Annotated in this window: 13 protein-coding genes and 1 tRNA gene; 6 read left to right on the plus strand and 8 right to left on the minus strand. The window is 29.7% G+C overall.

Annotated features, from left to right (window positions below; translation table 11 throughout):
• Positions 1–17 precede the first annotated feature (17 nt).
• Positions 18–260, minus strand: a complete 243-nt coding sequence (locus B5X81_RS09510; protein WP_079491245.1) for a FeoA family protein — start codon at positions 258–260, stop codon at positions 18–20.
• Positions 261–523: 263 nt separating this feature from the next.
• On the opposite strand from B5X81_RS09510, the gene B5X81_RS09515 reads away from it, so the two are divergent.
• Positions 524–1,024 carry a metal-dependent transcriptional regulator gene (locus B5X81_RS09515; RefSeq protein WP_079491246.1) on the plus strand — a complete coding sequence of 167 codons (501 nt, stop codon included), beginning with the start codon at positions 524–526 and terminating at the stop codon, positions 1,022–1,024.
• A 126-nt stretch (positions 1,025–1,150) separates the two neighbouring features.
• Positions 1,151–1,247 (plus strand) — tRNA-Sec (locus B5X81_RS27370).
• Between the two features lie 237 nt (positions 1,248–1,484).
• On the opposite strand, the gene plsY is transcribed toward B5X81_RS27370, so the two are convergent.
• Both plsY and B5X81_RS09530 read right to left on the minus strand, forming a co-directional pair.
• Complete coding sequence (gene plsY, locus B5X81_RS09525; protein ID WP_170917346.1) at positions 1,485–2,075, minus strand: glycerol-3-phosphate 1-O-acyltransferase PlsY; 591 nt, start codon at positions 2,073–2,075, stop codon at positions 1,485–1,487.
• Between the two features lie 144 nt (positions 2,076–2,219).
• Complete coding sequence (locus B5X81_RS09530) at positions 2,220–3,218, minus strand: hypothetical protein (RefSeq protein WP_079491251.1); 999 nt, start codon at positions 3,216–3,218, stop codon at positions 2,220–2,222.
• A gap of 138 nt (positions 3,219–3,356) precedes the next feature.
• On the opposite strand from B5X81_RS09530, the gene B5X81_RS09535 reads away from it, so the two are divergent.
• The 4 genes from B5X81_RS09535 (at position 3,357) to B5X81_RS09550 (ending at position 7,441) form a co-directional block, all read left to right on the plus strand.
• Complete coding sequence (locus B5X81_RS09535; protein ID WP_079491253.1) at positions 3,357–4,316, plus strand: 2-hydroxyacid dehydrogenase; 960 nt, start codon at positions 3,357–3,359, stop codon at positions 4,314–4,316.
• A 186-nt stretch (positions 4,317–4,502) separates the two neighbouring features.
• A complete protein-coding gene (locus tag B5X81_RS09540) occupies positions 4,503–5,120 on the plus strand; it encodes a metallophosphoesterase (RefSeq protein ID WP_170917347.1) in 618 nt (205 codons plus the stop codon).
• Positions 5,121–5,134: 14 nt separating this feature from the next.
• Positions 5,135–6,136, plus strand: coding sequence for a hypothetical protein (locus B5X81_RS09545; protein WP_079491257.1), 1,002 nt, complete (start codon positions 5,135–5,137; stop codon positions 6,134–6,136).
• A 165-nt stretch (positions 6,137–6,301) separates the two neighbouring features.
• Complete coding sequence (locus B5X81_RS09550) at positions 6,302–7,441, plus strand: DUF3798 domain-containing protein (protein ID WP_170917348.1); 1,140 nt, start codon at positions 6,302–6,304, stop codon at positions 7,439–7,441.
• Positions 7,442–7,477: 36 nt separating this feature from the next.
• On the opposite strand, the gene B5X81_RS09555 is transcribed toward B5X81_RS09550, so the two are convergent.
• The 5 genes from B5X81_RS09555 to B5X81_RS09575 form a co-directional block, all read right to left on the minus strand.
• Complete coding sequence (locus B5X81_RS09555) at positions 7,478–8,347, minus strand: mechanosensitive ion channel family protein (protein ID WP_079491260.1); 870 nt, start codon at positions 8,345–8,347, stop codon at positions 7,478–7,480.
• 243 nt (positions 8,348–8,590) lie between these two features.
• Positions 8,591–9,499 carry an ArsA family ATPase gene (locus B5X81_RS09560; protein ID WP_079491262.1) on the minus strand — a complete coding sequence of 303 codons (909 nt, stop codon included), beginning with the start codon at positions 9,497–9,499 and terminating at the stop codon, positions 8,591–8,593.
• 12 nt (positions 9,500–9,511) lie between these two features.
• Entirely contained in the window at positions 9,512–9,808 is a 297-nt protein-coding gene (locus tag B5X81_RS09565; RefSeq protein ID WP_139380291.1) for a hypothetical protein, read from the minus strand.
• Between the two features lie 247 nt (positions 9,809–10,055).
• Positions 10,056–11,660: a carbon starvation CstA family protein gene (locus B5X81_RS09570; RefSeq protein WP_079491265.1), complete on the minus strand. Its 1,605-nt coding sequence runs from the start codon at positions 11,658–11,660 to the stop codon at positions 10,056–10,058.
• Positions 11,661–11,680: 20 nt separating this feature from the next.
• Positions 11,681–12,169: a hypothetical protein gene (locus B5X81_RS09575; RefSeq protein WP_079491267.1), complete on the minus strand. Its 489-nt coding sequence runs from the start codon at positions 12,167–12,169 to the stop codon at positions 11,681–11,683.
• Positions 12,170–12,190: the final 21 nt, after the last annotated feature.

The raw sequence follows: 12,190 nt of genomic DNA on the forward strand, positions 1-12,190 counted from the left end.
ATGAAATTTATGATAAACTACTGAATTGATTCAACAAAAATTTTAGATGCCTCTTCTGATCTTAGAGCAATAACAGCTCCTCTGATTTGATATGCTGTGGGGTCACCTGCTGGACTTTTCATTAATGATTCTACACAGGTATTATGGATTAGACCAAGATCCAACATTCTTCTGCGAGCATTTCCCTTTGAAGTAAGTTTCTTAACTATACCAAAGGAGCCATTAGGTAATTCATGTAAAGGAATTAAATTTTTTTCCATAAAAAAACCTCCATTTTATTAATTTTTTATAATTTAATTTCATAAGTTAGTCATAGGAAACTTTATTGGTTTTAGCTAATAATTAAAATATGTATTAATATTTATATTTGTTACACTTATAGTTAAATTTTTATTTTAAAGATAAAGAGCTTTAAGGTTTAATAAATTTCAAATAAAAAATAGGAGAGCATTTATTATTTGAAATTTATTCTTAAGTAACAATATTGTTTACATATAATATAAAAAAAGAAAGGAAGAGGGATATGGAAAAAGATAGGGAATTTCATACTGTAAGAGGATACCAAATGTTAAATTCAGAAAATAAATTATTGACTTCCAGTATGGAGGATTATCTGGAAATGATTTATCGGGTTTGTATTAAAGAGGGATATATTCGTATTAATCAATTAGCCCATAAATTAAATGTACGTCCATCATCAACCACTAAAGTAGTAAAAAAATTGAATGTAATGGGACTAGTAGATTATCAAAGGTATGGAATAGTACAGCTTACTGAAAATGGAAAAGAAGTTGGGAGATTTCTTTTAAAAAGACATAGAATTATAGAAGAGTTTCTGAAAAACCTTGGAGTAGAAAAAACTCTTTTAAAGGATACAGAAATGATAGAGCATGATGTAAGTATTAATACTCTAAAAAAAATATATATGCTAAATGAATTTTTATACAATAATCCCGATGTAATTAAACGTTTTAAAAATTTTAAAAAGGAATTCTATAAAGAAAACCAAGAAATGTTAAAATAGATTAGCTCGTTTTGCTTTACATTTAAATCATCAATTAAAACTGGCAAAATTCACTGATCCAATCACCCCTTGACAGATTATATCTATATGCTATAATGTAATAGTCGCAAAAAACAAAGGGATTTTGGGAGTAGATGGGTGCTGGTGTGCCCTCTGGTCTTCAAAACCAGCATGAGGGGTTAGGAGCCTCTTAGGTGGGTTCGATTCCCACATATTCCCGCCAATTTTTTAATATTTAGACAGAATAGAATTTAATACCATAAAAAAGAGAATCCTCTATGATGGATTCTCTTTTTGCGTTTGATGGTATAAATAAATACTTCTTAAAAACTAACTATAGATATTCCAGTAAAATAGTTAATTTATACACATCAAAACTTCTCAGAAACACTGGATATTTTGATATAAATGAATTAAATTTTCTTATGGGAAATTTATACAAATGTACACCTATAAAAGTTTAATTTTTAAAGCTTATTTTTGATTCTTTACCCGATAATAGTCTACTTATATTTGTTCTATGTTTGTATATGACAAATAAACCAATTACAATAGAGTAAAAGAGAAAATATTTATGAGTCTTCAATAGTAGGGATATAACAGGAAACAATATAGCTGCTGAAATTGACCCAAGAGAAACCATTTTAGATATTTTGACTATGACAATTAAAGAAAATAATAGAATGAATCCAACCAGTGGATATAGTGCAAATATAGTTCCACCTGCAGTGGCCACCCCTTTACCTCCTTTAAATCTAAGAAAGGCTGGATAGCAGTGTCCTATGACAACACAGGCTGAACATATAACTGATATATCTATACCAATATAAATTTTAATAATAAGAATAGTAATGAAACCTTTAAGAAAATCCCCTAAAAAAGCCACTGCTCCAGCCTTTTTGCCAAGTGTTCTGAAAACATTTGTTGCACCGGAATTACCGCTTCCATAATTTCTTATATCAATTCCGCCAAAAAATTTAGCTGTCAGGAAAGAAAAAGGAATACTTCCAATTAGGTAGCTTGCAGCAGCAAGCAATAATATTTTAATCACAATAAATCTCCTTTCTTAAGAAAGTATATATCAATTATATAATAATTATATAATTATTATAAATAAGGTATGATATTCAATCAATATAAATTAATTATTTATTTAGGAAAATTGTACAGACTTATCATACAATTTCCCTAAAATTTATTGTTTTGATAATTCTTCCTTTACTAATTGTATATTACTCATGACTACACTGGCCTTTATTTTAATGACATTTAAGTCCTTTAGCAATAATGAATCTTCCAGATCCTTGATTGAAGTATTGAGCTTATTAGCAAGTTCGGTAAGTTTCTTATCTACTAATTGGGATACTAAAGCATCTTTGTAAATATTTAATTTGCTGTAGTTGCTTGACGCACTATTATAATCTTTAATTTTACAAGCCAATACTGTTTGTCTAAGGTAATATTTCATATAATATATAGGTGTTGGAAATTTCTTTTTAAAATTTTCTACTAAATCGGGAATATAAGAGGTTAATTTATTGCTGTAAACAAGGGTATCTAAAAAATTATAATTATTTGCTGAAATGGTTAGATTATTTAAAGTCTTTTCAAATCCCATTACAGGCTCTTGGGAAACTCCTGATTTAATAACGTCAGATTCAAGAGAATTCCACTTTTTATGTAACTCTCTAATCTTTTTATTTATTTTATCCCAAATAAAATCAATATGATTTGGAATTTCTTGAGTATTGCTTCCTTTTATTTTTTGAGTTTCAGATTCTAATATTTCAGATAGTAGAATATCATTTATTGTTATTGGCTTTGGTTCAAACTCAACTAGTTTGTCAATTTCTCCTGCTTCCTTTTTTTCTGTACCCTCTTGCTGACCATTGCCTTCTTGACTTTGGCTACTATCACTTTGAGAGGTCATTCCCATTTTAATAGAAAGTTCTTTTTTCTCTTTGTTCTTTTTAAGTTTTTCTTGAATTTGTTTTTCATAATAAGGGATCATATCTACTTCAGACATTATACTTATGATTTCTGATTCAATTTCTTCCACAACCTTAGGCATTTCTTTTGGCTCATCAGACGTTGGTGCTGGTTTTTTAGGAGCTTGTTGAGTACATGAAGATACTGACATTATAATAATAAAGGCCATCAAAAAATATATTAATATAAATTTGATTTTTTTCATATGAATCACCTCAAAATTATTATTTCCCTAGAATATTTAAAGGATACAGTAAAATTAAAATTTTAAAAAAACATTTCTAAAGAATCATATTATAATGATACAATAATTATATTATAAAGAAAAAATGGAGGAGATATTATGTCAAGGAAAAAGGTTTTAGTAACAAGAAAAATACCTGAAGAAGGAATAAAAAAGTTACTTGAACATTTTGATGTGGAAGTTAATGAATTAGATAGGGTTTTTACCTATGAAGAGTTAAAGAAGAAAGTTAAGGGAAAGGATGGAGTTTTATGTCAATTGGCAGATACAATTGATAGAGAACTGATGGATATAGAGCCAAATATAAAAATATTTGCTAATTATGCAGTTGGATATAATAATATGGATATAGAGGCAGCTAAGGAGAGAAATATATATCTTACTAATACCCCTGATGTTTTAACCGATGCAACTGCTGATTTAGCATGGGCATTGTTGTTTGCTGTGGCAAGGAGAGTAGTTGAAGGAGATAAATATATTAGAAATGATAAATTTACAGCATGGTCTCCAAAATTATTATTAGGTAAGGATGTTAGTGGAAGAACACTTGGAATTATAGGAACAGGACGTATAGGAAGAGCCTTTGGAAAAAGAGGAAAATCTTTTAATATGAAAATTTTGTATTACAATAGATCTAGAAAGAAAGAATTTGAGAAGGAAACTGGAGCACAGTTTGTATCATTTGAAGAAGTACTAAAAAAATCAGATTATATTTCCCTCCATACACCTCTAACTAAGGATACAAAGCATATGATTGGTGATAATGAATTCAATATAATGAAGAAAGAAGCAATATTAATTAATACATCAAGAGGTCCGGTAGTAGATGAAAAAGCACTGGTAAAAGCTCTAAAGTATAAGAAAATTTGGGGAGCTGGGTTGGATGTATATGAAAATGAACCAAAGGTAGAGAAGGAGCTTAAAGAATTAGATAATGTTGTGCTGTGTCCTCATATTGGAAGTGCAACTGATGAAACAAGGACGAAAATGTCTGTTATGGCAGCAGATAATATTATTGCAGCATTAAATGGAAAGAAGCCTCTAAATTGTATCAATTAAGCAAATTACATAATTACTTTCTTTAAAAACTATCTATTACATATGGTTTTAAAGCACCTAAAGCCATCCCATATATAATTAGGCAATTTTGTCAAGTCAGAGCTATAAAATTTATTTTGAATGACAATCTTGTTTATCTATAATAATATATATAAAGGTAAAAATGCCAAACTAGAAAGGATAAAAATGAAAAAAATAAAAAACATATTGTTTTCTTTATTAGGTAGAGTTTATATACCTAGAGATATTCTTGAATCTGGTGAAGATATATTATTACATATTTCTGATACTCCAGCAAGTTTTTATTCTAGTTTAGAATTGCTCATCAAAGAGCTTAAACCCAAATATATTGTTCATACGGGAGATTTAGTTGATAATATTAAGCTTGAATTATATCCTAGGAGAAGAAATATGTACAGAAAAAAAGTTAAGGACCTAATAAAAATATTGGAAAATTCCTTTGCTCATAAAATATATTTAACTATTGGAAATCATGATGATTCAAGCATTGTAACAGAATATATAAATAGGAGTATTATAGTTGAAGGAAGCGATATTATGGTTATAGATGAGGAAAATTATAAAATTAGCCATTTTTATAGCGAAATCAGCAAATCACCAGAAAAATACAATTTATTTGGTCATGATTTATCTATGACTTCCGATACGGAAAATGATATAGTTTATTTAAATGGAATAATAGGTATAAATATAATAACATTAAGGAGCAAGAAGATATTTGTTTTGCCCTATCCTTATGGAACAGATGATGCTAGAATGTGTAAATCAAATATTGGCCTTTAAAGGGGGTTTTTTAAATGTTATCCATTTTTCGAAGTGGTCCTAAGATTATTGTTTTAGAAAGTCAAGATGTGGATGTGTTGAGAAATTTATTTCTTGAGGATTTTGAAGCTGAAGATTATGATGTGAATACAGCCTTTGAGAAATCTACAGAAAATACAACTATCATATTTTTGACCGATAAAAAAGAAGAAATAATAAAGCCTAAAGATATTGCAAAAGTTCTGTTTTTAAAATATCAGTCAGAGTCAGTATTATGTAAAATAATAAATGATGATAGATATAATTTAATATCTTATTCAAGAATGGCACCAAGGATAATTATAATGAAGACCTTTGGAGATACAGAGAAGGTAATAAAACAAATATCAGAGGACTATAATGGAGAGATTGGAAAATTCCACGAAATACTTGAAAATAATAATACTGGAACAATTATTGTTTTCACACAAAAACGTTTAAATGAACCTATTTCTTTATCGGAGATTCATGAAAGAGCTATTATAATCAATAAAGAATATCCTAGTGTACTAAAAGAATTGAAAATACATGATTTAAAGTATCTTAATACTGGATTTGACAATAAAGATTGGTATGAGCTAATAATAAAAATCTATGACATTTATGGAGAGTATATGCTCCATTATAAAAGACTTTTAAAAGTTCTTGAGCAGCTGGAAGTAGGATTTATACTTGGAGAAGCTTGGGGTAAGGATGCAGCAACTATTTTAATGTCGGTAGGTGTATATAGAATCAGATTTTTCACGTATTATGATCCCAAATATATAAAGAAAATACTATTAGGCCTGGAGTACTTAGAAGATGGAACACGAATTGTTGACCTTGACTTATACCATAAAAGAAGAAAAACCTATTGGACTGATGTTATAAAAAAAGGTGTGAAAAATAAAGGAGAATTAAGTAGAATTTATAGGAACGAGATTTTTTCTAAATTGAGTGACGAAGTAAAAAGTGAAGTATTAGAAATGGAAAAGGAGATTTTAGCCACAAGGAAGTGAAAGTAAAGATATATGGCAAGTAGGAGGCAAAAAACACTAGCTGTAATAAAATGATAGCTAGTGTTCTTTATGTTGAAAAATATTGAAAGCAATAAACTTATGGAATATAATGGGATAAAGGTGGATTTAGTAAGAATCTATTTTAATATAAAAGGAGGAAGTTTTATGTTTAAAAAGTGTATCGTAATTTTTATTACTACCCTGTTGATAGTAGGTACTTTTGGATGTAATAAACAAACTTCTATAGAAAAAGATAATTGGAAAATAGGTTTAATAACTTCACCCCTTATTGCAAATGAAGATGGATATAGGTCGGCAGAGCAAATGGTGAAGAGATACGGCAAAGACCGTATAATACATAAGGTTTTTCCCGTTAAATTCAACCTTGAACAGGAAGCAATTATAGATAAGATTACTCTTATGGCATTAGACCCTAATGTAAAGGGAATTATTATAGCCCAGGGAATTCCTGGTGTAACAGGTGCAATAGATAAAATAAGAGAGAAAAGGAATGATTTATTAATAATTGTATGTTCTCCGGGAGAAGATCCCGATGTTATAGCCTCTAAAGCTGATATTGTACTTAGTAGAGATACAATAGGTACTGCTTCAGAAATATTAGAATTTGCCAATGAAAAGGAAGCAAAAACCTTTGTACATTATTCTTTTCCAAGGCATATGTCCTATGAATTACTTTCCCAAAAAAGAGATATTCTCAAAAGAGGTTGTGAAAAATTGGGAATTAAATTTATAGATGCTATGATTCCTGATCCTGGAGGTGAAAGCAGTATATCGGGGATTGAGAAATTTATTATTGAAGATGTTCCTAAGAATATAGAAAAATATGGTAAACAAACTATATTCTATACTACTAATTATAGTGTAGATAAATTATTAAGTACATTAGTTAGAAAAAATGAAGGAATATATCCATGGTGCTGTCTTTCTCCAGAGCATGGCTTTCCTCAAGCCCTAGGAATAGAAATACCAAAGGATAAAGAAGGCGATATTGAATATATAATTAAGGAGACAAGGGGAAAAATATCAGAGAAAGATATGGGAGGAAGAATGTCAGTTTGGGCAGTATCTTCTGAATCAGCATTTGTTGAAGTCAGTGTAGATTATATAAAAGACTATATTGATGGAAAAACAAATGGAAAACTAGACAAGGAAAAAATCAAAAAAAAATTAACTGAATATCTGGGGGGAGAAGTTAAATTAAAGGAATTGGAATATGGGGGAGAAAAATATGAAAACTATATATTAATAATATCGGATTTTATAAGGGGAGAATCCCATATATAATTTCTCTTTTCATCTAATTGAAGGTATTGTCAATGTCTATTTTACTTTAATAGTCTGATAAGCAAATTCTATATCTTTATTGGTGTTAAATTGAGACAGCATTTCTTCCCATATTAAAGAGCGATAAATCCTTTTTTGCTGAGGCTTACAAAGATAACGAACTGTTAATAGTATACCACTATTTTTTACATCGGTATAGACAATAGGGGTAAGATTTTTATAGTAGATCATATGTTTTTTAGAAATTTCATCTAAATTAACACCAGCATTTTTACTTTCATCTAAGCAATATTTATTAACAATATTTAAAAGAATTTTTTTAGCAGATACCCAATTGCTTTCAAAGGTAATTAATACTTCTAGTTCGTCCCAAATATAGTTAAATATTTTAGTATAATTAGCTAAATCCTTAGAAAAAATTTTACCATTTGGAACGTGTATTATTCTCCCTGTACTTTGATCGGGATTAACCCAGTTACCTATTTCAATAACAGTGAATTGAAAGGCCGTTATACTTATTACATCCCCAGAAACACCATTAATCTCTATTCTATCCCCTTCTTTGAAGGGCTTTTTTAACAAAATAAAGAAATAGCCAAAGATGTTTTCTATTGGCTCCTTTAATGTGATAGATAATCCCGCCGATAAAATTGCTATGAATTGAGTAAAATCTTTAACCCATAATAGGCATAATAGAAAAATAATTAAAGCAGTTGTAATGATTGAGGCTTTCTTTTTTGCTTTATGGATTTTTTTTACTTTGTCTATTTTTTCTTCAATAATTTTATTGATTAATTTACGAATTAGCCACCATATACTTAGTAATATAACAGTTATGAGTATTTTGCTATTTACAAAGTTAAGTATATCTTTTATGATATCCAAAAAAGTTATAACCGATTCCATATAATCATTCTCCAATAGAGTAATTTGTTCTTTGTAAATTATATTAATAATCGGAGATTTCAATAACAAAAACTTTTATCTTTAGATAAAAAATACTGAAAGTATTTTTATAGATATTCCAGCAAAACAGTTAATTTATACATATCAAAACTTCTCAGAAACACCAGATATTTTGATATGCATAAATTAAGTTTTGCTATTATGAATCTATTGATAAGCGTACACTTTAAAGATTAATAAATTTTAAAGAAAATACTGAACCATTTCATTAATTGTATATTCATCCATATCAAACTTAAATAGAGGTATTTTATATATTTTATTTACAGGAATTTCTTCTTGAATAACTTTTAGATATTTTTCTTCCTTAACTTTTTTGCTCTTCCAAAAATCATCTGAACTGTTGTCTGGTAAAATCTTATTGACAACCAGAGAATTTACTATTATATCATATGTTTTCAGCATTTTTACAGCTTTTTTAGTTTCTTCTATAGGCATTTTTTCAGCATTTAATACAAATATGAATTGTAAGTTTTCTCCATCGATCATTATTTCCCTTGCAAGGGTAAGATTTTTCTTTCTCTTGGATAGTATTTCAATTATCGGGTCTTTATCATCTTTGTTTTTTCCCATCATCTTTTTTAAGCTCAGGGTTTTCCTTCTTTTATTAATTAGACTGTCCATCCATGTACCAAGCATTTCAGGGAGTGATAATAATCTTAAAGTATGACCTGTAGGTGCAGTATCAAAAACAATGTAGTCAAAATCTTTAGATGTATTAATAATAAGTTCAATCATTTTATCGAATAATGCTGATTCGTGGGTGCCTGGAGATACACTGGCAGCGTCAAGCTGCTTGTTTAATTCTTCCATGATGATTGGACTCATAATGGAATGTAAATTTCTTCTTATTTTTTCTATATAAGCATTACTTTCTTTCTGAGGGTTAATTTCCATACCAAATAAATTAGATTCCAGCTGAGTCATTTTATCTTGGATTTTGCAATGAAATAAATCTGAAATTGAATGAGCAGGATCTGTTGATACAAGCAATGTTTTCAATCCATTTCGAGCCTTTGAAAGGGCAAATGCTGTAGAACAGCTTGTTTTCCCAACTCCACCTTTTCCACCAAAAAAAATTATTTTTCCCATAACAAATCTCCTTTAAGGGTCTATGTCTAATTTACCTGCTTTTTCTTCCCATATTGATTTCTTGTCCGACATTCGCATATTCCATTTTACAATATCTTCTCCTAAATAGGGTAATAGCTCTAATGCATAATAAGTTGTAGGTAAATCTATTCCCAGTAAGTCACCAAAACATAATAACATAAATTGGTCCATAGTTTCAAAGGCTTCATTTTCTATATGACCATGGGCCTTTCCCTGCATATCTAAAGCTCCAACAAAAAATAACTTTATATTCTCTAATGCTTCTACTATCCCAATGATTATCACCACTTTTCAATTAAATGAGCAAATTGCATAATTACCTTCTCAAAAAACTAACTACTACATATTGGTTTAAAATCTTCGAAGCTGTGCCATCGAAATATATTTAATTATAAATAATTAAATTAAGGATAATATTCCCATATGCAATTTTGCCAAATCAGAGTTATGCAATTTTTAAAAATTATTATAGTGGGAGAAAATTACAATTTTCTCCCACTATAAAATTATTTGTTTTTCTTTTTAACTTTAACTATTATTCTTTAGCAACAGAATCTATTTCTTTAAAGGCCTTTTGAGATTGTATTATTAAAACAATAGCTAATATGAATAATGCTACAGATAATAATAATAGCAGTATATTTCCTAGGTTGGCAATCATCAATTGAATAAGGGCAACGAGGGTAACAGCAAACATAAATACCATTGGTATAATTGCCATTTTATATTCTCTACCTGATTTTTTCAACCAAATTCCAAGGGCTAATAGTGCAAGGGCAGCTAATAATTGGTTGGCTGATCCAAATAATGGCCAAATAGATTGCCAGCCTTTAAAAGCGAGGCCTCCACCTAAAGCCACTGTAATTAATGTTGATACATATCTATTTGTCATTGGAGATGGCTGACCTTCACCTGATGTATCAAAGAATTCCTGGAATATAAATCTTGCAAGTCTTGTTGCTGTATCTAAACTTGTTAAAGCAAAAGCTGATATTGCAAGGGCTACAAAACTTTTTCCTGTGGCAAAGGGTAATCCAAATGAAGTCATAAAATTACCAACACCACTTGAAAATACGTTTACTGGTCCGCCATTATTAAGCAATTCAGTTAATTTATCTCCAGCAATATAACCAGCAGTTACTATAGCGAGCACTGCTAAGATACCTTCAATAAGCATTGAACCATAACCAATCAGTCTAACATCCTTTTCATTATCTACTTGCTTTGCAGTTGTTCCAGACCCAACAAGGGAGTGAAATCCGGATATAGCACCGCAGGCAACGGTTACAAACAACATTGGGAAAAGTGTTGCTTTTCCTATAGTAAAGCTTGTTACTGGAGCTAGCTGTAATGTAGGTCTCATAAAGATTACACCAATAAATCCTCCTATTAACATAGCATATAACAGGAATGAATTTAGATAATCTCTAGGTTGTAATAAAATCCAAACAGGTGTTACGCTGGCTATAAAGATATAAGCAAGTAAAATAAATAGCCAAGCTGTTTTTCCAAGCTGTAATGGGAATAATGTTCCTAGATAGATACTTAGGAGTAATAGTGCCACACCAATAACACTACCGATTCCAAGGCTTACACCTCTCCTATATACAAAGAAACCAAAGACAATTGCAACAGCAATAAATAATACTGAAGCGGTTGCTGCTTCAGGTACAGATACAAAGGTGTCGGCCACAATATTAGCAAAGGCAGCTACTACTAATAATAATGTGAGCCATGCAAAGATAGCAAATAGTTTTTTACCGTTTTTACCAACTGTTACGCCAATTACCTCTCCTAAGGATTTTCCTTCATGCCTTACTGAAGCAAATAGAGCACCCATGTCATGGACACCGCCGAAGAAGATTGATCCAACTATAATCCATAAAAATACAGGAACCCATCCGAAGATGGCTGCGCTAATAGGTCCAACTATAGGACCTGCACCTGCAATAGAAGAAAAGTGATGTCCTAATAATACAGGAGCCTTTGCTGGTACATAATCTACACCATCATTTATGGTGTGGGCAGGTGTTTTCCTAGAAGGGTCAATGCCCCACTTTTTGCTTAAGTAGGCACCATAGGTTACATAGGCAATGAAAAAAACAATTGCTGAAATTAAAAGTAATACAAATGAGTTCATAAAAATTAATCCTCCTTCTGCTAAGATAGAATCTTTTTAAGTTCCTTCTTAGCGTATTTATTTGATAATCCCTCTTTATTGTCGGGATTTATCAGCACAAGTCCAACATTAATCCAGCCCTTTAATCCAAATTTAAAACTTTTATAAAAATTGAATTTTTTAATGGAGTTAATTAATTTTTTATTTGTTGGCAAATCTGTTTCAAATATAAATATGATGGTACTAGACATATGTTCGTCATTTACATCAATTATTTGAGAATAGTGATTATTGATTAAATTTTTAATTTCATTTAAAGTTTCCTCAGCAAATCCTTTATCTAGTTTTTTATATAGAATATATTCATTATTTTCAAAGGCATATAATTCTATTTTTTTATGAAGTATATATTTAGAATTTCTTTGATTATAGCGGGCTATAAAATTAAAATCTTTGCCAGCTATGGAAAAATTATCTTCCAAATTATAATAAGTCTCTAATTTTCTTCTTAGTGTTTGTTCAAAAAACATAAAACCCGCCTCCTATATATA

The sequence above is a fragment of the Maledivibacter halophilus genome, from assembly GCF_900167445.1.
GTDB lineage: Bacteria > Bacillota > Clostridia > Peptostreptococcales > Caminicellaceae > Maledivibacter > Maledivibacter halophilus.

Excerpts from the sequence above, each read along its gene's own strand:
- B5X81_RS09510 (WP_079491245.1), bottom strand. The coding sequence starts at position 260 with ATGGAAAAAAATTTAATTCCTTTACATGAATTACCTAATGGCTCCTTT.
- B5X81_RS09515 (WP_079491246.1), top strand. The coding sequence starts at position 524 with ATGGAAAAAGATAGGGAATTTCATACTGTAAGAGGATACCAAATGTTA.
- B5X81_RS09530 (WP_079491251.1), bottom strand. The coding sequence starts at position 3,218 with ATGAAAAAAATCAAATTTATATTAATATATTTTTTGATGGCCTTTATT.
- B5X81_RS09535 (WP_079491253.1), top strand. The coding sequence starts at position 3,357 with ATGTCAAGGAAAAAGGTTTTAGTAACAAGAAAAATACCTGAAGAAGGA.
- B5X81_RS09540 (WP_170917347.1), top strand. The coding sequence starts at position 4,503 with ATGAAAAAAATAAAAAACATATTGTTTTCTTTATTAGGTAGAGTTTAT.
- B5X81_RS09545 (WP_079491257.1), top strand. The coding sequence starts at position 5,135 with ATGTTATCCATTTTTCGAAGTGGTCCTAAGATTATTGTTTTAGAAAGT.
- B5X81_RS09550 (WP_170917348.1), top strand. The coding sequence starts at position 6,302 with ATGTTTAAAAAGTGTATCGTAATTTTTATTACTACCCTGTTGATAGTA.
- B5X81_RS09555 (WP_079491260.1), bottom strand. The coding sequence starts at position 8,347 with ATGGAATCGGTTATAACTTTTTTGGATATCATAAAAGATATACTTAAC.
- B5X81_RS09560 (WP_079491262.1), bottom strand. The coding sequence starts at position 9,499 with ATGGGAAAAATAATTTTTTTTGGTGGAAAAGGTGGAGTTGGGAAAACA.
- B5X81_RS09570 (WP_079491265.1), bottom strand. The coding sequence starts at position 11,660 with ATGAACTCATTTGTATTACTTTTAATTTCAGCAATTGTTTTTTTCATT.
- B5X81_RS09575 (WP_079491267.1), bottom strand. The coding sequence starts at position 12,169 with ATGTTTTTTGAACAAACACTAAGAAGAAAATTAGAGACTTATTATAAT.